The 21,725-nt window shown below is 29.9% G+C and carries 22 protein-coding genes; 2 read left to right on the forward strand and 20 right to left on the reverse strand.

Translation table 11 applies throughout. The annotated features are described in order from the left end of the window. Positions 1-3 precede the first annotated feature (3 nt). From Fi14EGH31_RS10735 to Fi14EGH31_RS10765, 7 genes are all read right to left on the reverse strand, one after another. The gene (locus Fi14EGH31_RS10735) at positions 4-1,356 is read right to left on the reverse strand and encodes an MATE family efflux transporter (protein WP_200764799.1); all 1,353 of its coding nucleotides are present in this window, start codon (positions 1,354-1,356) and stop codon (positions 4-6) included. Positions 1,357-1,414: 58 nt separating this feature from the next. Beyond that, entirely contained in the window at positions 1,415-1,588 is a 174-nt protein-coding gene (locus Fi14EGH31_RS10740) for a hypothetical protein (RefSeq protein ID WP_167389338.1), read from the reverse strand. 145 nt (positions 1,589-1,733) lie between these two features. After that, a complete protein-coding gene (locus Fi14EGH31_RS10745; RefSeq protein ID WP_022001846.1) occupies positions 1,734-2,951 on the reverse strand; it encodes an iron-containing alcohol dehydrogenase in 1,218 nt (405 codons plus the stop codon). A 131-nt stretch (positions 2,952-3,082) separates the two neighbouring features. Then, positions 3,083-3,970 carry a LysR family transcriptional regulator gene (locus tag Fi14EGH31_RS10750; RefSeq protein WP_022001847.1) on the reverse strand — a complete coding sequence of 296 codons (888 nt, stop codon included), beginning with the start codon at positions 3,968-3,970 and terminating at the stop codon, positions 3,083-3,085. Positions 3,971-4,041: 71 nt separating this feature from the next. Beyond that, positions 4,042-4,557 (reverse strand): DUF5662 family protein, encoded by a 516-nt coding sequence (locus tag Fi14EGH31_RS10755; protein WP_022001848.1) that lies wholly within the window; start codon positions 4,555-4,557, stop codon positions 4,042-4,044. Beyond that, entirely contained in the window at positions 4,544-5,122 is a 579-nt protein-coding gene (gene scpB, locus Fi14EGH31_RS10760; RefSeq protein ID WP_117782368.1) for an SMC-Scp complex subunit ScpB, read from the reverse strand. The genes Fi14EGH31_RS10755 and scpB overlap by 14 nt, the downstream gene beginning before the upstream one ends. Then, complete coding sequence (locus tag Fi14EGH31_RS10765; RefSeq protein WP_107029521.1) at positions 5,122-5,850, reverse strand: segregation and condensation protein A; 729 nt, start codon at positions 5,848-5,850, stop codon at positions 5,122-5,124. The genes scpB and Fi14EGH31_RS10765 overlap by 1 nt, the downstream gene beginning before the upstream one ends. 93 nt (positions 5,851-5,943) lie before the next feature. Here Fi14EGH31_RS10765 and Fi14EGH31_RS10770 point away from each other — a divergent pair, with 93 nt between their 5' ends. Then, positions 5,944-6,765, forward strand: coding sequence for a hypothetical protein (locus tag Fi14EGH31_RS10770; RefSeq protein ID WP_117346562.1), 822 nt, complete (start codon positions 5,944-5,946; stop codon positions 6,763-6,765). 86 nt (positions 6,766-6,851) lie between these two features. Here the strand turns inward: Fi14EGH31_RS10770 and Fi14EGH31_RS10775 are convergent, their stop codons facing one another. From Fi14EGH31_RS10775 to Fi14EGH31_RS10795, 5 genes are all read right to left on the reverse strand, one after another. Next, positions 6,852-8,123, reverse strand: a complete 1,272-nt coding sequence (locus tag Fi14EGH31_RS10775; protein ID WP_022001852.1) for a spore germination protein — start codon at positions 8,121-8,123, stop codon at positions 6,852-6,854. Then, on the reverse strand, positions 8,120-8,470 hold the full coding sequence (gene spoVAE / locus Fi14EGH31_RS10780) for a stage V sporulation protein AE (protein WP_022001853.1): 351 nt from the start codon (positions 8,468-8,470) through the stop codon (positions 8,120-8,122). The genes Fi14EGH31_RS10775 and spoVAE overlap by 4 nt, the downstream gene beginning before the upstream one ends. Continuing rightward, positions 8,467-9,471: a stage V sporulation protein AD gene (locus Fi14EGH31_RS10785; RefSeq protein ID WP_117346560.1), complete on the reverse strand. Its 1,005-nt coding sequence runs from the start codon at positions 9,469-9,471 to the stop codon at positions 8,467-8,469. Before Fi14EGH31_RS10785 ends, spoVAE begins: the two co-directional genes overlap by 4 nt. Further along, positions 9,449-9,895, reverse strand: a complete 447-nt coding sequence (gene spoVAC / locus Fi14EGH31_RS10790) for a stage V sporulation protein AC (RefSeq protein WP_227408274.1) — start codon at positions 9,893-9,895, stop codon at positions 9,449-9,451. Before spoVAC ends, Fi14EGH31_RS10785 begins: the two co-directional genes overlap by 23 nt. Before the next feature lie 290 nt (positions 9,896-10,185). Continuing rightward, positions 10,186-12,117, reverse strand: a complete 1,932-nt coding sequence (locus Fi14EGH31_RS10795) for an NAD(P)/FAD-dependent oxidoreductase (RefSeq protein ID WP_117828427.1) — start codon at positions 12,115-12,117, stop codon at positions 10,186-10,188. Between the two features lie 147 nt (positions 12,118-12,264). Between Fi14EGH31_RS10795 and Fi14EGH31_RS10800 the strand changes: the two genes are divergently transcribed. Next, complete coding sequence (locus Fi14EGH31_RS10800) at positions 12,265-12,810, forward strand: TetR/AcrR family transcriptional regulator (protein WP_117346557.1); 546 nt, start codon at positions 12,265-12,267, stop codon at positions 12,808-12,810. 205 nt (positions 12,811-13,015) lie between these two features. On the opposite strand, the gene trpA is transcribed toward Fi14EGH31_RS10800, so the two are convergent. From trpA to malQ, 8 genes are all read right to left on the reverse strand, one after another. Next, positions 13,016-13,789 carry a tryptophan synthase subunit alpha gene (gene trpA / locus Fi14EGH31_RS10805; protein WP_117828426.1) on the reverse strand — a complete coding sequence of 258 codons (774 nt, stop codon included), beginning with the start codon at positions 13,787-13,789 and terminating at the stop codon, positions 13,016-13,018. Beyond that, entirely contained in the window at positions 13,782-14,963 is a 1,182-nt protein-coding gene (gene trpB, locus Fi14EGH31_RS10810) for a tryptophan synthase subunit beta (protein WP_117787481.1), read from the reverse strand. The genes trpA and trpB overlap by 8 nt, the downstream gene beginning before the upstream one ends. Further along, a complete protein-coding gene (locus Fi14EGH31_RS10815; RefSeq protein WP_117787479.1) occupies positions 14,905-15,546 on the reverse strand; it encodes a phosphoribosylanthranilate isomerase in 642 nt (213 codons plus the stop codon). The genes trpB and Fi14EGH31_RS10815 overlap by 59 nt, the downstream gene beginning before the upstream one ends. Then, the gene (trpC, locus tag Fi14EGH31_RS10820; protein ID WP_117864806.1) at positions 15,533-16,324 is read right to left on the reverse strand and encodes an indole-3-glycerol phosphate synthase TrpC; all 792 of its coding nucleotides are present in this window, start codon (positions 16,322-16,324) and stop codon (positions 15,533-15,535) included. The genes Fi14EGH31_RS10815 and trpC overlap by 14 nt, the downstream gene beginning before the upstream one ends. 11 nt (positions 16,325-16,335) lie before the next feature. Continuing rightward, a complete protein-coding gene (trpD, locus tag Fi14EGH31_RS10825) occupies positions 16,336-17,343 on the reverse strand; it encodes an anthranilate phosphoribosyltransferase (RefSeq protein ID WP_117346552.1) in 1,008 nt (335 codons plus the stop codon). Further along, positions 17,336-17,914: an anthranilate synthase component II gene (locus Fi14EGH31_RS10830; RefSeq protein WP_118573242.1), complete on the reverse strand. Its 579-nt coding sequence runs from the start codon at positions 17,912-17,914 to the stop codon at positions 17,336-17,338. The genes trpD and Fi14EGH31_RS10830 overlap by 8 nt, the downstream gene beginning before the upstream one ends. Continuing rightward, complete coding sequence (locus Fi14EGH31_RS10835) at positions 17,898-19,370, reverse strand: anthranilate synthase component I family protein (protein WP_200764800.1); 1,473 nt, start codon at positions 19,368-19,370, stop codon at positions 17,898-17,900. The genes Fi14EGH31_RS10830 and Fi14EGH31_RS10835 overlap by 17 nt, the downstream gene beginning before the upstream one ends. Positions 19,371-20,249: 879 nt before the next feature. Beyond that, positions 20,250-21,716 carry a 4-alpha-glucanotransferase gene (malQ, locus tag Fi14EGH31_RS10840; protein WP_022001869.1) on the reverse strand — a complete coding sequence of 489 codons (1,467 nt, stop codon included), beginning with the start codon at positions 21,714-21,716 and terminating at the stop codon, positions 20,250-20,252. Positions 21,717-21,725 lie beyond the last annotated feature (9 nt).

Genomic DNA, 21,725 nt, shown 5'->3' on the forward strand with positions numbered 1-21,725 from the left:
CTCCTATTGATAAACCCGATATTTCCATTCTCCTTTCAAAAAACGTGTTGATAATAATAAACATCTAGAAACATTATCTAAAACCATCATAATCCAAACACTTTCAAGTCCAAATGAAAAGACATTGATCATGAGCATTGAACCAAAAATCCTTATTCCCCACATCGTAATCAAAGAAAATACAAATGGTGCTTTGGTATCCCCCATTCCATTAAAAGTTCCTTCTAAAATAATCAAGATACCATAGATTGGTTCACTAATAGAAACAATCCTTAATACCCTAGTTCCTAAAGCGATAACTTTTTGATCAGGAGTAAAAATCGACATAATATTTTGAGCATTTATGAATAATAAAACACCAGCAATAACCATGATACTTAAAGTAATTGCACATGTAAGATACGTCATTCTTTTAACTTTAGATTCATCTTTTTCACCAACAGCATTTCCTACAAGTGTACTTGCTGCTGATTGGAAACCATACCCCGGTGCATAAAACGCTTGTTCTGCTTGAATTGCTATCGAATGTGTTGCCAAAGAAACAACTCCTAATTTAGCAATCAACGAAGCAAAAGTAACATGTCCTAAACAAATAACACTTCTTTCCATAACAACAGGAATAGAAATTTTTAAACATTCTAAACATACTGGTTTATGAAAATGAAATCCTGTATGTTTAAAATCAAAGATTTTATTTTGATAATAATGTCTAAAAATCAAAATTCCTCCAACAATATAAGAAATAGCTGAAGCTATCGCTGCTCCGGCTACGGATAAACCAGCTCCATAAACAGTTATCCCAAATATCTTTCTTGTCGGATAAATTAAAAAGAAATTTAAAACGATATTGATTATATTCATATAAACATTGATCATCATTGGTGTTTTCATATCTTTAACAGCTCTTAAAGTTGAAGAGAGAATAATAATAAATGTTCTAAATATAAATGGTGCTGATACAATTAAAAAATATAAAAAAGCATCATGCCTTATTTCTTTGGCACCATTGAGCCAACCAGGTAAAAATGGAGCAATTATGATACTAATAATAGTTGTTATCAATCCTATAATAAAAGAAATAAATAAGGCTTGTTGACCCACAATCTGTACTTTTTTATAATCTTTAGCGCCATCTGACTGAGCACATACGGCTAAGACACCTACTCCAAAGGCAACCGAAATACTTCCTAACAGCCAAGTAACAGTAGATGTTAAACCAACTGCTGCAGAAGCTGTTGCTCCCATAGAACCAACCATCCCTGTATCTACATAAGTTACTACCGTATTCATTGCTTCTTGAATAATAGCAGGCCATGCAAGATGACATATATTTTTTATCTCATTTCCATATTTCATCCTATAACCTCCAATAATTCTATTATACATACAAAAAAAGGAATAAACAATGTTATTCCTATAATCCTTGATACATTCTTGTACGTTTCACATCTAAATATTTCCAATATTTTCTTTCCCTACCACCTACAGCTATTACTAAATCATCACTGTATCCAAAAACTCTGGCAATTGTTCCTTTTTTCACTTTAGAAATATGAGTTAATTTTCCATCTAATATTGCATACTTCATAATAGCTACCCCCTTTATCTATCTTTATTATAGATAAATAAAAGAAATATTGTTTTCATAAGTATGTATTAAACACCTAAAAAACGTATTTATAGTATATACACATAAAAAAAGAGGTCCTTTATTTAGGACCTCATTTATTCTATTAGAAATCTACTTCTGTATCATAGTAGCAAGCTTTTAATAAAGCAACCATTTCATCATGGTTTGGAATACGTGGGTTTGATCCTGTACATGCATCAGCAATTGCATTATCAGCAATTTCATCAACACGTGCTAAGAAAATATCTTCTGGAACAAATCCAGTTTCAGCTGGCATACCGTCTGCACCATATTTATTGATTCCATGAGGAATATTTAATTCATCATTCATACCTCTTAAATATTTAATTAATAAAGCAACTTTTTCATCATCATCTGCTCCACCTAAATGCATGTAATCAGCGATGACACCATAACGTTTTTTAGCTGTTGGATCTTTTGCGTTGAAAGCAATAACTTTTGGTAAATACATTGCATTAGCTGCACCATGAATAATATGTCCACCTTGATCAACGAAAGCAGCACCTGTTTTATGTGCCATTGAGTGAACGATACCTAATAAAGCGTTAGAGAATGATTGACCAGCTAAACATTGAGCATCATGCATTGTATCTCTTGCTGCCATATCTCCATTATATGATTTTACTAAGTTAGCTTGAATTAATTCAATTGCATGAATAGCAAGTGGATCTGTATAATTACAGTTTGCTGTAGAAACATATGCTTCAATAGCATGAGTCATTGCATCCATACCAGTATGAGCAACTAATTTAACTGGCATTGTTTCAGCTAAATCAGGATCAACGATAGCAACATCTGGTGTAATTTCAAAGTCAGCGATAGGATATTTAATTCCTTTATTATAGTCTGTAATAATTGAGAAAGCAGTAACTTCTGTTGCTGTACCACTAGTAGATGGGATAGCACAGAAATGGGCTTTTTTACGTAATTTTGGAATACCAAATACTTTGCACATATCTTCAAATGTGATATCTGGATATTCATATTTAATCCACATAGCTTTTGCTGCATCAATTGGTGAACCTCCACCCATGGCAACAATCCAATCTGGATTAAATTCTTCCATAACAGCTGCACCTTTCATAACAGTTTCAACTGATGGATCTGGTTCAATACCTTCAAATAATTTAACTTCCATTCCAGCTTCTTGTAAATAGTTAACAGCACGATCTAAAAAACCATTACGTTTCATTGATCCTCCACCAACACATACAATAGCTTTTTTTCCTTCTAATGTTTTAAGGGCTTCTAAAGCACCTTTTCCATGATATAAATCTCTAGGTAATGTAAATCTTTGCATAACTTATTCTCCTCTTTTCCTATCTCTAATGATAGCACTTACATTTATTTTTGGTTAGATACTAAAAAGGCATAGTGATATGCCTTTTTTTATATATCAAGTTATTTTTTTCACATTACATGTGCATTTTTTCACTTCACTTGTTCGATTACATTTTTCAAACATTCTATAAAATTTTGATCTTCTTTTGATAAAACATATCCTTTTCGATAAATTAAATAATCAACATATGGTATTTTCTTATCTTTACATGCTTTTAAAACAAAATCATTTTGTTTTAAAAGCTTTTTAGGCATTGGGGCAACCCACATATAAGTTTCTGGAATCTCATTTAAAAGTTCAAATTGTATTCCTCTTTCATAAATGTTCATATGCTTATGATTATGATGATCTTCTTGAATATGAATATCTCCATGTTTTAATTCAATTTGTTTCTTTAAATCTTTCATATAGATATCTTTGTCTTTAAGAGGATTATCTTTTGAAATAAGTATTTGATAATCAAAAGTAAATAGTTTTTCATAAGTCAATTCTTTTAAATTTAAAATATTGAAATAATAATCTTGATCTCTTAAAGGAAAACGTACAATTCCTAAATTATTTTCTCCATCATAAACATTTTGAATCGTATCAAATGAATTCGTTTCTCGATAATTTAGATTCAATTTCTTTTTCATATTATTATCCATTTTTAAATATTCAATAAAAGCTTCTGAGATGTAACTTGAACGAGGGACACAAATATCTAAATTCAATTTATGAGGATCATCCTGATACATATTTTTTAAATAATCTACTTCTTGAACAATTTTTTTAGCCTGTGATAAAAATTCTCTTCCTTTAGTTGTTGGAACAACCCCTTTATTATGTCTTTCAAAGATTTTTATATTAGCTTCTTCTTCTATTTCTTTAATAATTTTAGATAAACGTGGTTGATTAATATAGAGATGCTGTGCTGCTTTAGAAATAGATTCATATTTTTCAACTTCTATTAAATATTTTAAATGTAAAAAATTCATCTTCAAGCTCCTTAAATATAATATAGCTATTATATCATTTCTATAAAAAAATTCTATGCAAAACATAGAATTTATAAATAAGTTTCTTTAATATAATCAATTGTTTCTTCTAAATTACTTTTAGATAAATGAACTAACATATCTTTAATCATTGCATCTGTTTCTTGATGAATGACATAATAACCATGTGTCTTATTATAATAATCTAAAGGAGCCGATACATCAAAATTTTCTCCACGGTAAACCATTGTTGCTGCTACTCGATCACAAAACATTTCCACAACATACCTTGTAGGCATTTTGGCAGGAACAACCCCTTCTCTTGAAAAATCAACCCAATATTCCCAATGATGTTTATTTCTTCCTTTATGGTGTAACCAGGCAGTAGAATAACCAATCGTTTCTCTTTCAATTGAATTAGGTGAACGCGTCCCTACCCAATATTTAGCGCCTGTTTTTAGTTCAGTTGGCGAATATTTTGATAAATCATGTAGTAATCCTTGTTTATATAAACCACATTTAAAACAAAGCATTGTCACATAGTATTTATGTTTATTAATTGTTTTCAAATGATTAATCAGTTTCACTTAAATCACCTTCTTGATATCTTGTCGTAAATATATCTTCATCACTTTCAGTTTCTACAATATCCCCTAATTCAGGAAGTTCATCTAAAGAAGCCAGTGAAAAAGCATCCATGAATTCATTCGTTACCCCATATAAAATAGGAAGTCCTGGACTTTCTTCTCTGCCTACTTCTTTAATAAGTGCTTTAGCAATGAGTTTTCTAATCATGCCATCACAACCAACTCCTCTAATATCTTCAACTTTAGCACGAGTAATTGGTTGATTATAAGCAATAATAGCGAGTGTTTCTAAAGCTGCTTGAGAAAGTGTTGTTTTTGATTGTTCTACCATTTTTTGATAATAAGGAAAATATTGAGGATTCGTTGCAAGTTTATATTTACCACCAAAATCAACAACTTGTAGGCCATCAAAGCCTCTTTTTGAATAAGCTTCTATAAAATGATCCATAGCTTCCACAGCTTCTTTTTTAGAAATTTCTAAAATCAGTGATAATTCTTTTATATCAATACCTTCATCACCTTTTAGATAAAGGATACCTTCTATAATATTATTATAATCTTCCATTACTCTTTCCCCTCTACATAAATATCATCAAACAATCCTTCTTGGATAATTTCAACTTCTTTATCATTAGCTAAAACTAAAATCGATAAAAATGTCACGATAAAATAATAGCGATCCCCTCTATCAAATAATTCATCTAATTTTACCCTTTTATTAACTCTTACTTTGAAATAATTTCTAATTTGATCACTTCTTTGTTCAATGGAAATATCTTTTTTAGAAATATGTGTATCTAATGGTCGTGATAACATTTTTCTTTGATACATTTTTTGCATAGCCTTCATTAAATCATATACTTCTAACCCCTCTGGAATCATTGTTGAAGTATCAATGACATATTCTTCCATATTATGAGAGGGTTTAATCAACATAGATTGTCTTTTTTCATATTTTTCTTGAATCTCGTCTAAAACATCTTTATATCTTTTATATTCAATAAGTCTTCTAATGAGTGCTTCTCTTGGATCTTCTTGATACTCATCTTCAATTTGTACTTTTTCTTTAGGTAAAAGCATTTTACTTTTCATTTCAATAAGCTGTGCAGCCATGACTAAATATTCAGACATCACTTCAAGTTGTGATGATTCCATCATATGTATATATTGTAAATATTGATCTGTAATAACTGATAGTTCAAGTGTTTGTAGATCCATCTCTTTTTCTTTAATTAAATGTAACAATAAATCTAAAGGACCTTGAAAATCATCTAATATAACTTGATATTCCATTGTTTCACCTCTTAGGTATTATAACATAAATTTATATTTTGTATTTATTATGTTGATTATTTCCTATATAATACGCCTGAAAGGGGTTATAAAATGTTTTCATTATTATCTATTATTTTAGCTTTTTTTGCAGGAATTTTAGGAGCACTAATTGGTGGAACACAAACCTTTATTTGTACAGGTTTTATCGGTCTCCTTATATTTTTATTAGAACATGTTGGTGTTGATACCACATTTTTAAATGAAGCTTTATCAAATAATTTATTTTTACCATGTATTATCTTTAACGCTGCAGGACTTGCAACTGCCTATGCAGGAACAAAACATAACATAAGAGGTGTTGAAACTTCTAGATCACTTGCTTTTACCAATGATCCAAAGGTTTTACTCGTAGGCGCTATCGGTGGTGTTTTAGGTTATTTGATTTTTGCCTTTGAAAATTATTTTTCATTTCCGGTAGATACTGGAGCAGTCTCTGTTATTTTAGTAGGTGTTTTAGGTAGAAGTTTATTTAATAGAGAAAATACATATAATCAAAAGAATTTAGATTTTTTAGAAACAGCACCTAATTCTTTTTGGTTATTCCAATTACTTATAGGAATTGCAGTTTCAACTGTCATGGCTTATTTTGCTAAAGAAACAGGTCTTTATACAATTGGTTTTTCAATTAGTGCTTTAACACTTATCTTTGCTTTAAGTGATCCTGCTTTTCCTGCTACACACCATACAACTCTTGTTGTAGGTTATGCCATGGCACAAACAGGTAATATTTTGATTGCTGTTATTTTTGGAGTCATTGCTCATTTTATTGGGTTGATTTTTGGCATGGTGCTTAACACAGATTGTGGAACACATATTGATCCACCAGCTGTTGCTATTGCTACATGTAGTTTTATTTTATTTACATTATTTTAAAACGGGAGATAACTTCTGTTTTTTTGTTTTATAAAAAATGTATAAATCGTACATATATTTTAAAAGATTTATGTACAATTTATACACTACTTCTTAGGTTTTCTAATAATGAATTGAAGTAAATCTTTTCCATTAAAAGGAATCAACGGATAAAGATAAGAAAAACCAAAAGGTTTTAATGATATTAAATACATATATAAAATAACCTGATACGCAATAAAACCTAACCAGCCAAATAACCCTGAAAATAGAATCATAAAGATTTTTACATATTTATTCGTTAGTGAGAGTTCATAATTAGGAGTTGCAAAACCACAAACATTTCCTATAGATACAAATAACAATATCTCACCTGAAAAGAAACCCAGTTCAATCGCAAATTCACCTAATAAAACTGCAGCAATCATCCCCATCGTATTTGAAATAGAATCAGGCGTATGAATAGTCGCAATTCTTAAAAGTTCTACAGCCAGTTCTACCAAAATAATAGAAAAGAGTGTTTTAAAACTGATACTTCCTTGATTTTTAATCAGCATCCATAAAGGAACTAAATAGATAGAAAGAAAAACGGCACTAAAACGAATTAAACGAATAAAAGTTCCAATAATAGGTGTTTGGCGATGTTCTTCTACGTGTTCTAAAATTTCAAATAGAGTTGTGGGCAACATCATAACCGAACTTGAAGTATCACAAATGATGGCAAGATAGCCATGATAAATATGTGTTGACACAACATCTGGCCGTTCGCTATATCTTACAAGTGGAAAAGGATTATAACCTTGATCAAAGATCAGTTCTTCTAAAGCTCGATCTGTCATAATTAAATCTTCATTTTTAATTTCTTGTAATCTTTCTTTAATACTTTTTAACATTGTTTTGTCTATTTTACTTTGCAGATAACATAAACAAATATCCAATTTATTTGTTTTTCCTACCGTTACTTTTTCCATTACTAAATCTAATGTACGAATACGTCTTCTAATTAATCCAGCACAATTTAATAAATTTTCATTAAAACCATCTTTACTTCCTCTTACTGTTTTTTCTGTATCAGGTTCATCAATAGAACGAGAAGGAAAATGACGAGTATCTAAAACATAGACTTTTTGTTTTTCTAAATCTTTTACAATAGCACATCCTGTAAGCATGGCATATTTATATTTGGTAGCATCTATTTCTTCTTGGACATCACCATTATTTAAGCAATCTTTTAATGTTTTTCCTTTAGCATTCGTAATTCCTTCAACTAAATAAGCAATTAATTCATCAGAACAGAGACTTGAAACATAATTGATTTCTATTTTTCGATTATGAAAATCAAGTGTTCTAACATTGATATCAAATGAATTATTATTCACGATTTTGGTTTAAAAAAGATTGCGACTAAAAAAGCAAATAAAATAGCTGAAGCAATTCCGGCTGCTGTTAAATCAAACATCCCCATAGCCAATCCAAAAACACCATATTCTTTTGTCATTGCCATAGCGCCATGCATTAGTGAATGTCCAAAGCTTGTAATAGGAAGCATTGCTCCTGCATGAAATATTTTAATTAAACGATCATAAATATGAAATAAATCTAATAGTGCTCCAAGGACAACAAAACTACAAGTAATATGCCCCGGTGTTAATTTTGTATATTCGTAGATTAATTGTGCTATAACACAAACAAAACCACAAAATAAAAATGATAATAAATAATTCATGAAACACCCTCCAATACATAACCATGACAAACACAAGGAATAGATAATTTTTGATTTGTCATTACTGGATTTAACAATGCTCCTGTTGCTAGAACCAATACTCTTTTATATTTACCTTTTAAAATCATTTGATAAATATATCCAAAACTTACTAAAGCATTACAAACCGGTCCACTTCCACCTTGATAAACATTTTGGGTAACATCATATAAAAGACATCCACAATCATCATATTCATTATATTTTTGATTTTCTTCTTTTAATAAATCTTTCATAATCTTTTTTCCATAATTGGAAAGATCTCCTGTTAAAATCAAATCATAATAAGTACCATCTCTTTTTAAATCTTTCATATGTTGTAAATACGTATCTAAGGCTGCTGGAGCCATTGCTCGTCCCATGTCATTGGCATCATATTGATCATAATCAATCACTTTTCCTAAAGTAATAGATTCTATTTTTACTTTACTAACCTTACAAGATAAATAAACCGCACAACTTCCTGTAGCAGTAAAAGTCATGGTTTCTTTTCTTTGAATACCATATTCAATAGGATATCTAAACTGTCTTTCCGCAGTTGCATTATGAGAAACAGTGCAAGCAATCGCATTTTGAATATTATGATTTTCTATCATTATACTTGCATTAGCGATGGCTAGTCCAATCGTACTACAAGCACTATATAAGCCTATAAATGGTTTATATAAATGACTTGCATAATAATAACAGGCTGTAATTTGATTATTTAAATCTCCACCAAAATACAAATCAATGTCTTCTTTTTTGACTTTTCCTTTTTTTAAACAAAGCAAAATAGCATCTTTCAACATCTCTATCTCTGCCTGTTCATAACTTTTTTGATGATGATAATGATCAGGATAATGCTTATCAAAATAATGTCCTAAAGGTCCTTGATGTTCAACAATTCCTGCTGTTGTACCAACACTTTGAATATAGACATTTTCAAAAACAAAACTATTACCAAAAATAGCTGATGACATATCTAAGTCCTCCTACAATAAATGATGCAACTATTCCAAAAGTAATTACTGCACCACCTAATTTAAAAATATTAGCACCTATACCTGTTACTAAACCTTCAGTTCTTGCTTCTAAAGCACTAGAAGTCATTGCATTAGAAAACCCTGTAATAGGAATAAAAGACCCAGCACCAGCAAAGTTTCCTAAACGATCATAAAGACCTAATCCTGTTAAAATAGCTGCAATGAGTATAAGGGTAATAAGCATAATAGGGGTTGCTTCTTTTTCACTAAAAGAGAATAATTTTTGGTAAAGATTTAAAAAGAATTCTCCAATCATTCCAATTATTCCTCCAACTAAAAAAGCACTTAATATATGCTTTAATACTTGTTTTTGAGGTTTATTCTTATCCGCAATTTCATTATATCTTTTAATATTCATCATTTTACCTCCATATTTTAAGGATAGACAAAAATAATGAATATAAACAAAAAACACTTTAAAAAAACATACAATTTTTCTATCTATTATATTTCGAATTAAATATTTATTTTCAAAATAATATGAGTTTAAATATTTTTTATCATCAGAATATTTAAAAATGTTAGAAAACACAATACTTTATTAGAAAAAGAGAATTTAAAACTATATAAATATATATAACTTATTTAAAAAATAAATAAATATACAAAAAAAGTCCTTGATTAGGACTTTTTCAAAATATAAAATTTATTTTAAATCATTCTTGCTACAGCATATCCTTCATGAGTAGCATCAATGATTTGTCTTACTTTTTTAGCATCACCAACAGTATAAACTTCAATATCTGTTTCTTCTTCAAGTTTTTCTTGAAGTTCTAATTGTGGCATAAATCCAGCGCTAATCACAATACCACCATCAGCTTTCAATTCTTTTTTATTTCCAAAACGATCTACAATAATTGCTTGATCATGATCAACATAATCTAAACGATGTCCTGTAATCACTTTAACTCCAGCTTGTTCTACAGCCATTTGATAAGCTGGAATAACAGCTGATGGTAACGCTAAGAATTGATCCATTACTTCTATAATAGTTACTTTTTTACCTTCTTTAGCAAGTTCTACTGCAACTTCTGCTCCTGTAATTCCTCCACCAATAACAAGGGCATTTTCACCATCAAATTTTACTTCACCATTTAAATAATTTAAAGCATAAGTCACTTTTCCAGTTTCTAATCCATTTACATCTAATGTTCTAGGTTTTCCTCCGGTAGCTATAATACAAGCATCATAACCACCATTTACAATAGTATCATAAGTAGCTTCTTCTTGAATAATATTCAAATGATATTTTTGTGCTTGTTTTTCATAATAATTAATAAATAGTTTTATATCTTTTTTATAATCTGCACTACTTGCTTCATGAAGTGTTCCACCTATTTTACGTTTTTCATAAACAGTAACTTTATGTCCTCTTTTTACTAATGTTAAAGCTGCTTCCATACCAGCTGGTCCAGCGCCAATAACAGCAACATTTTTAACTACTTTAGCTTGTGGATATTTATCTTCATAGTATTTATAAACTGTAGGATTTACTGCACAACGAATCGGATGATGTCCAATAATACCATTATCTGTACATCCAACAAGACATTTGATACATGGTCTAATATCATCTTCTTGATTATTTTTAACTTTATTTGGCCAATTACAATCCGCAATTTCTTGTTTAGCTAAAGCAATAAAATCACCTTGTCCACTTTCTAATATGCTTTCAGCTAATGATGCAGTTTGTACACCTAAACCAACCATACAAGGAATTTGAACAGCATCTTTTATTTGTTTTGCTTGACTTAAATAAATATTAATATCATAAAAACCAGTTGAAGGGTAAACAACAGCATGTGTTCCCATCATAAGATTTAACATACTAACGCCTTCTTTTTCTAAAACTTTAGCAACTTCAACAGTTTCTTCTACTCTAATACCATTAGGTTCGCAATCATCAATTGAAAGTTTAATAGAAATAGGATAATTATTTCCACAGTATTTCTTAATACTTCTAACAATTTCAACTAAGAATCTCATACGATTATGTAAAGATCCCCCATACATATCATTCCTTTGATTATCATTTGGTGATAAGAAATTTGTTGGTAAACATCCTCCTGCACCATGCACTTCAACTAAATCAAAACCAGCTTTCTTACATCTTAATGCGGCTTGTCCATATTTATCAACCAAATCATGAATTTCATCAATAGTTAATGGTTTAGGAAGTGCAGCTCCAGCTTCATACCATGGTTCAAATGTCACACTTGAAGCAGCTACGACTTCTGTCCCACCGACAAATCCTGTATCACGTCCTGGATGTGATAGTTGCATTCCAGCAAGTGCCCCATGATCTTTAATCGCTTCTGCTAACATGCTTAATCCAGGAATGTAAGTATCATTTGCTGCACAAAGTCCCATATGATACATTTCTTTAATTGTACAGTTGTCCATAAAAACAACACCTGCACCACCACTAGCGGCTTCTGCACCTGCTTTAATAGTGCGATCTCCTACATACATATTCCCATCTGCTAAATAAGTTCCCATAGAATTACGAATAATTCTATTTTTTACTTTAAGATTTCCTATATAACCTTTTTCAAATAATTTTGGATATTTATTATGTTTCATTTATAAGCTCCTCCTTTTTCCTAAAAACATTTATTGCTTTTTTAATTTCAACATCCTATAATTAATTTACATGTGAATTTATTATCATTCAATCATCAAAAAAATGAATATGTAGCTTATACTACATATTTTAGAAAGTGTAAAAAAATGGATCGAAGAACAAAAAAAACAATTAAATCTATAGATAATGCTTTTATTCAACTTTTAAAAAAGAAAAGCTTTGATAAAATTACAATCAATGAAGTAAGTAAAACAGCAGATATTAATCGCGTTACCTTTTATAATTATTTTATTGATAAATATGATTGGTTTCAAAAGTATTTATATAAACAATTAGAAGCTTTTATATTATTAGAAAAAAAACTTGATTTTAATAGTTCAGACGAAGAAATTTATCGATTATTCTACAATGCTTATGCCCAACTTGATGAACATTTTGATAACATTTATCTTTTATTAATTGATAGAACAACTCCATTCCATCAAGATTTAGAAACCATTTCAAAACAATCATTTCAAGAAAAACTAAAATCTATAAATAATTTTTCTAATATAGAGTTAAGTTTTGAAACACATTATTATGTTTCAATCAGCATTGGATTATTAGAATGGTGGATTAAAGAAAATAGACCATGGTCTGTTGAGCAAATAGCTAAAAAATCAACAGATTGTTTAAGAAATTGGATAATCTAAATTTATAAGAACATTATTTTGTTACTCAAATTAATTACTAACTCAAAAGTGCAAGTCAAACCTGCACTTTCTTTTTTACCTAGTTATATTTAAATTAAATACAAAAGGTCAAAACAAGATTATTGATAATCGATAAATAAATCCACTATTTATATCGATATTCGATAATAAGATACAAAAAAATACAGGTTTGGTTAACCTGTATTTATAATTGTTCAGTAAGTGATTGGATATATTCTTTTAAAGGTAGATCTGCATGATTTCCATGTTCTTTAATAATATTAACAATTGCGCTACCTACAATAACACCATCAGCATATTGTTTAAACTCTTTTACTTGTTCTGGTTTATTAATTCCAAAACCAATAGCTACTGGTGTATTTGTTACTTGACGAATATGTCCAATAATTTCTTCAAGATTATTAGCAAATGAAGTATTATCTCTTGTACCGGTAACACCCATTGACGATACAAGATAGATAAACCCTTTTGCTTCTTTTGCAATCATTTCAACACGATCTTTACTTGTTGGGGCAATCATTGAAATTAAAGTAACATCATAATTATAACAAACATCTTTGACTTCTTGGCTTTCTTCATAAGGTAAATCTGGAAGAATAATACCATCAATGCCAACTTCTTGACATTTTTTAAAGAATTCATCATAACCGTAATGGAAAACAACATTTAAATAAGTCATAAAACATAAAGGAATATCACTTTTTTCTCTTACTTTTTTAACCATTTCAAAAACATCATCTGTTGTTACTTTATTTTTTAAAGCACGTACATTAGCTTCTTGAATGGTTGGTCCTTCAGCAATTGGATCAGAAAAGGGAATACCAATTTCAATCAAACTAGCCCCTGCTTCTTCCATATCTAAAATATAGTCTACTGTTTTATCTATTACAGGATCTCCTGCTGTTAAAAAACCAATGAAGGCTTTTTTATTTTCAAAAGCTTTATATATTCTATTCATAGATTTCTTTCCCCCTATATCTTGCAATCGCTGCAACATCCTTATCTCCTCTACCTGAAAGACAGACAATTAAAATATCATCTTTTTTCATAGTTGGTGCTATTTTGATTGCATGTGCAATCGCATGTGCACTTTCAATGGCACAAATAATACCTTCAGTTTTTGCAATGTATTCAAAAGCATCCACTGCTTCATCATCTGTAACTGGTACATATTGTGCACGTTTTGTATCATGTAAATAAGCATGTTCAGGTCCAATACCTGGGTAATCTAAACCGGCTGAAATAGAATAAACAGGTGCAATTTGACCGTATTTATCTTGACAGAAGTAAGATTTCATTCCATGGAAGACACCTAATGATCCTGTCGCAATTGTTGCTGCTGTTAAAGCTGTATCGACACCTTTACCAGCGGCTTCACAACCAATAAGTTTTATATCTTTATCATTGATAAAATTATAGAACATTCCCATCGCATTACTTCCACCACCAACACAAGCCATCACAGCTGTAGGAAGTTTACCTTCATATTCAAGAATTTGTTCTCTTGCTTCTTTAGAAATCACACTTTGGAAATCTCTCACCATCATTGGAAATGGATGAGGTCCCATCACAGAACCTAAAACATACATCGTATCATCCACACGTTTTGTCCATTCTCTCATTGCTTCATTGACCGCATCTTTTAAAGTCATTGTCCCTGTAGTTACAGGATGTACTTTAGCTCCTAAAAGTTCCATACGATAAACATTTAAAGCTTGACGATCTGTATCTTCTTTTCCCATAAAAATTTCACATTCAAGTCCAAGCAAGGCTGCTGCTGTGGCTGTAGCTACACCATGTTGCCCAGCACCAGTTTCAGCAATAATTCTTGTTTTTCCCATTTTTTTAGCCACTAAAGCTTGTCCTAATACATTGTTGATTTTATGAGAACCTGTATGGTTTAAATCTTCTCTTTTTAAATAGATTTTAGCGCCACCTAAATCTTCTGTCATCTTTTTCGCATAATATAATAAAGATGGTCTACCAGCATATTCTTTTAATAATGTATTAAGTTCATCATTAAATGCTTGATCATTTTTATAAAATTCATAAGCCTCTTCAATTTTATGAATTTCACTCATTAAAGTCTCTGGGATATACTGTCCCCCATGTATTCCATATCTCCCCTTCATTTCTAACTCTCCTTACGATTTCCTTAATTTTTTCCCTATCTTTAAAACCATCTGTTTCAACACCACTTGAAACATCTAATCCATAAACATTCATTTTTAATGCTTCATCAATATTAGAAAGATTGATTCCCCCTGCCAAAAATACAGGTTTATTGACTTCTTTCAACATAGACCAATCAAAACTTTCCCCAGTTCCTCCAGAACCATGATCGAAAAGATAATAATCAACGTCATAGTCTACATTGAAAGAATCATCATTTTTAATTTGAATTGCTTTAATAATTGGAACATCTATTTTTTGTTTTAAAATCTTTATATATTCATTTGTTTCTTGACCATGCAATTGTACAAGATCAATAACATCATTTTTAACTAATTTTTCAACAAAAGAAATATCCTCATTTACAAAAACACCTACAACTTGAATCGAAGATAAAAGATCTTTTTTTAATTCTTTTGCCTGATCATAAGTAATCTTTCTTTTTTTCCCCGCAAAAACAAAGCCAACATAATCAGGTTGATATGTATTTACATAATCAACATCTTCGCTTCTTTTTAAACCACAAATTTTAATCTTCTTCATCAATACCTTTTAAAACTTCTAATGTATGTCTTTTATCATGGCTTTTCATCATAGCTTCACCAATTAAGACAGCATTTACATGATGTTTTTCTAATAATTCAATATCTTCTCTTGTTTTAATACCACTTTCAGAGACAAAGATAACATCATCATCGACCATATCTCTTAATTTTAATGTTGTATTTAAATCAACACTGAAATCTCTTAAATCTCTGTTATTTACACCAATAATTTTAGCGCCTACACGCAATGCTTTTTTTACTTGCATTGAACTGTGTGTTTCAACAATTGCTGACATACCTAAATTATGCGCTAAATTAACACAACGCATTAATGTAATTTCATCTAAAACACCTGCAATTAATAAAATTGCATCTGCTCCTAAGATTTTAGATTCATAAACCATATATTCATCTACAACAAAATCTTTTCTTAAAACAGGAATTTTCACAATACGTTTGATTTCTCTTAAAAAATCATCATCCCCTTTAAAATAATCAGGTTCAGTTACTACTGAAATAGCATCTGCTCCAATCATTTCATATTCTTTCGCAATTGCTTTAAAATCAAAAGTAGAAACAATTTGTCCTTTTGATGGAGAATGTCTTTTAACTTCTAAAATATAAGACATACCTTCTTTTTCTAAAGCTTTTTTAAAAGGAAAACTTTGGTCAATAGGCATTGCAAAGGCTTTTTCTTTTAATTCATAAATTGAATGACGTTTTTTATTTGTTTCAACACGTTCTTTTGTACTTTCAACAATATCTTCTAAAATCATAATATACGCTCCTATTTGTTTGATTCTTTTATAAACTCTTCTAGTTTTTCATTTGCCTTTCCACTATCAATCAACTCTGCTGCTAAATCAATTCCTGCTTGTAAAGAATCAACTTTACCACCAATATATAAACCTGCCCCCGCATTCATTAAGACAGCTGTTCTAGATCCACCTTGTTTACCATTTAAAACATCTCGTGTAATTTGAGCGTTTTCTTTTGGAGTTCCTCCAACAAGTTCATCTTTTAAACATCTTTGTAAACCAAATTGTTCAGGTGAAATTGTATATGTTTTAAATTGATTCTCATTAATTTCACAAACAAAAGTTTCATTAGATGCTGAGATTTCATCTAAACCATCTCTTCCATAAACCACCATAGCTCTTTTAACCCCTAAATTACTTAAAACTTGAGCAAGTGGTTCAACTAATGATTCGTCATAAACTCCCATGACTTGATAAGTCGCTCCTGCTGGATTAGTAAGTGGTCCTAAAATATTAAAGACTGTACGAATACCTAATTCTTTTCTTACTGGTGCAACATATTTCATCGCTAAATGATAGTTTTGAGCAAATAAGAAACAAATATTAATATCGTTTAATAATTCTTTACTTCTTTTTTCATTGATTGTAATATCCACTCCAAGAGCTTCTAAACAATCTGCTGCGCCACTTTTTGAACTTGCTGCACGATTTCCATGCTTAGCAACTTTAACACCACCACTAGCAATCACAATAGATGAAGTTGTAGAAATATTGAAAGAATTTGATCCATCTCCTCCAGTTCCTACAATTTCAAGAACATCTTGATCATTCAATAACTTCACACAATGTTCTCTCATTCCTTTAGCACTTGCAGTTATTTCATCAATTGTTTCACCTTTTAATGAAAGTGCTGTTAAATAAGCAGCCTTTTGAATATCAGAAGCTTGATCATCCATGATCTCATTCATACATTCATAAGCTTCTTGATATGTTAAATCTTCTTTTTTTGATAATTTAATAATTGCTCCCCTAATCATTTTGTATCTCCTTTAAAAAATTTTCAACTATTTTTTTACCTTCTTTTGTTAAAATCGACTCTGGATGAAACTGTAACCCATAAACAGGATAGTTTTTATGACTGATTGCCATGATTTCACCATCATCGCTTTCCCCTATAATCTTCAAACATTCTGGTAAATTTTCTTTTTTAGCAGCTAAGCTATGATATCTAGCCACTGCTGTCTTTTCCTCGATTCCCTTAAAAATTGGATTTGTAGTATCTACTTTAATTATCGAAGACTTTCCATGCATGACGCTTTGAGCATAACTTACTGTTCCTCCAAAAGCTTCAACAATTGCTTGATGCCCTAAACAAACTCCCAAAATAGGATATTTCGTATAACATTTTTGAACAACTTCTTCAATAATACCCGCTTCACTTGGTTTCCCTGGACCTGGTGAAATAATAATACATGATGGCTGAAGTTCTTCTATTTCTTCAACTGTCATTTCATCATTTCTTATAACCTTGATATCTTCATCGATTGAACCTATCAATTGATAAAGGTTATAAGCAAAACTATCATAATTATCAATGAGTAGAATCATAATCAATACCTCCATCTGCAATCTTGATTGCTTCAACAACCGCACCTGCTTTATTTAAACATTCTTGATATTCATTTTCAGGAACACTGTCATAAACAATTCCTGCACCACTACAAATAGAAATTTCATTATTTCTTTTATAAGCTAAACGAATACCAATACATAGATCCATATTTCCTGTAAAATCTAAATAACCAATCGCTCCTCCATAAATACCTCTTTTATTTTGTTCTAATTGATTAATAATTTGACATGCCCTGATCTTTGGTGCTCCTGATAAAGTACCTGCAGGAAGTAAAGCATCAACTGCATCTAAAGCATCATATTCTTCTTTAATTTCACTGTTAACAATACTTGCTATATGGATAACTTTTAAAAACTTTAAGATATCCATATAAGATACCACATGTACACTATTGAATTTAGAAATTTTTCCTAAATCATTTCTTCCTAAATCAACGAGCATATTATGTTCAGCTAATTCTTTTTCATCTTTTAATAAATCATCTATTAATTGTTGATCTTCTTGCTCATCTTTTCCTCTTTTTCTCGTTCCAGCAATTGGAAAAGTTGTTAACTTTGTTCCCTCCAATTTAATTAAAGTTTCTGGAGAAGCTCCAGCTACTTCAATATTATCACTTGCAAAATAGAACATATAAGGTGATGGATTCGTTGTTCTTAAAACACGATAGCTATCAAATAATGAACCTGTTGCTTTTGCATAAAGTCTATTTGATAAAACAACTTGGAAGATATCACCTTCTTTAATATAATCAATACCTTTTTCAACCATTTGACAATATTCTTTTTTAGAGAGAACTGGTTTAAAATCTTCTAATAATTTTAATGGTTGAACAAGTGTTTTAACATGTTTTCTAATAATATAATCTAATTCATCTAATTCTTTGATTCCTTCTTTATAATTCTTTTGTAAATCATTTGTTCCAATATTAACAATTAAAATCAACTTTTGCTTAAAATGATCAAAACAAATAACTTTATCAAATAACATTAAATCAACATCATTGAAACCATTATCTTTTTGGTTTTTAATAATTGAAGGTTCGCTATATTTAAAATAATCAAAACTAAAATAACCAACTAAGCCTCCTGTAAAAGTAGGAAAACCCTCTAATTTTAAACTACGATGTTCATTTAAAACTTTTCTAATATATTCTTTGGGATGTGTCACTTTAAAAATCTTATCATCCACTTTCATCATCTTGTTATAACAAGTAATTTCGCTTTTAGGATCAAAACCTATAAAGGTATATCTTCCCCATTTTGTCTTATCTTCATGACTTTCTAACATATAAACATGTTTAGAATATTGTTTTAATTTTCTCATTAATTCTATAGGTGTAATCATATCACTATAGATTTCTTTTTTTATTGGAACTAAATCATAAGATTTTAGATCTAATTTTTCTAACATTTCTAAACTTGGATAATACATATAATTCCCCCTAATAATTAAAAAAACCGTCTTGAAAGTTAAACTTTCAAGGACGGTTATATCCGCGGTGCCACCTTGATTCATGATACACTCATGCACTTTACTAGATGCTATCACATCTATGGCTACTTACGTAAGCCTTACGTCAAAGAATACTCAGCTAATGCCTTTCCTTTTGCCCTCAGTGGTCCATTTAATAGACTGCGTTCTGTTTGCTTCCACCATCCAAACTCTCTATAAGTGCACGTTCTATTTTTATATCCACTTCATCGGTTTCACTTGTTGTGTGTATTATAAATCGGTTTTAAAAATAAAGTCAACACGAATAGGTAATGTTTTATTTTTTATACATTTATATAAAAAGAAAAAGACCGATTGGTCTTACACTTCAAGTCGATGTACAAATTTAGAATGTTGTTGTCAAAAAAATATTTAAGGAAGAAAAACCTGTCCATGACTTGTTTACGAAAACAATTATATTTTTTTATAAACAAAAATCAATTTATTAAATTAAATTCATCGAATAAAAGCGATTACATTGTTGAAAAATTAAAAAAAGTAGCTTTTATCGCTATTTTTTAGGATATATAAATAATAAGTATGGTATTTATTTCTACAATTATTTCATATAGAAATAAAAAAAGACCATTCGGTCTTAACTTCAAGTCTATGTACAAATTTAGAATGTTGTTGTCAAAAAATATTTAAGGAAGAAAAACCTGTTCATGACTTGTCTACGAAACTTATTATATTTTTTTCTTTTTAAAAATCAATTTTATTGTCATAATTTAATAAATAAAAGCGATTACATCTCCTAACATTAAAAAAAAACCGCTTTTATCACGGTTTTTTAGGATATATAAATAATAAGTATGGTATTTATCTTTTAGCTTTCTTTAACATTTTTTGAATTATTTGTATTTGATTTTGATAATCATCAAATGAAGTAAGTTTATAAGACCAGTTATGTGGACCTACTGTCCCTGGTAAATTAATACGAGCTTCTTTGCCATAGCCAAGTAGATCTTGTAAAGGAACAATAGAAATCACCGCATCACATTCAAGTGTATATGCAAGCATATCTTCCACAAGATTTTCTCCTGTATATCCTAGACCCTTCATAATTTCTTTCATTCTTTCTTTATCATCTAATTCTTCATACCATTGTTTAAGAGTAGCATTATCATGTGTTCCTGTATAAACAACACAATGTTGAGGAATTTTATATTTAACTTTTCTTTCATCTTCTCCAAAGGAGAATTGCATAACTTTCATTCCCAATAAATCATAATGATCTCTCAGTTCATGTATTTGTGGACGTAATTCTCCTAAGTCTTCAACAATCATATTAAGTTTAGGCAATTGTTTATAAACTGAATCTAAAAAATGATAACTTGGTCCTTCTATCCATTTTCCTTCTCTTGCTGTAGCACTTCCATAAGGAACTGACCAATATGTATCAAAAGCCCTAAAATGATCAACTCTTAAAATATCAAAAATTTCATTATTCCATTTTAATCTTTTAATCCAAAAATTATATCTTGTTTTCTTTAAATAATCCCAATCATATAGAGGATGTCCCCATAGTTGGCCATCTTTTGAAAAATAATCAGGTGATGCTCCAGATACGAATTTAGGATAAAATTTATCATCTAATTGAAAACATTTACGATACTCATAAACATCCGCAGAATCATCACCTACATATAAAGGTAAATCTCCCATGATAGATATTCCTTTTTGATGTGCATGTATTTTTAATAAATTAAATTGTTTAACAAAAATATATTGAAGAAATTGAATATAATCAATTTCTGCTTCTAATCCTTCATTACTTCCTTTAATATTTTGATCTTCATCATTCCAATCTACCCAAGGTAAACCTTCGTTTGCTTTATTTAAAGCCATAAAACGCGCATATTTTTTTAGCCAAAATGTTCCTTTAACAAAAGTACGATATTCTTTCTCTAATTCTTTATCTTTTAAGAAAACTTGATAAGCTTTTCTTAAATAACGATTTTTAAATAAACGTACGCGTTTATAATCAACTCTTTTTAAATCTTGTAAATAGTTAGGAACTTCATCTAACAAATGCCAATCTTTTAAAAGTTCTAAAGAAATATATATTTCATCACCAGCAAAAGATGAATAAGGAGTATAGGGTGAATTCCCAGAGCTTGATGGATTTAATGGTAAAATTTGCCAAATAGAAAAACCTGCTTGAGCAGATAAGTCAACAAATTCATAAGCTTCTTTTCCTAAATCCCCTATTCCATGTTTTCCTGGTAAACTAAATAACGGTAACAAAATACCAGCTTGTCTTTGATCAAGTGCTTTTAATTTCATGATTTTCAC

The organism is Faecalibacillus intestinalis (assembly GCF_015097455.1).
GTDB lineage: Bacteria > Bacillota_I > Bacilli_A > Erysipelotrichales > Coprobacillaceae > Faecalibacillus > Faecalibacillus intestinalis.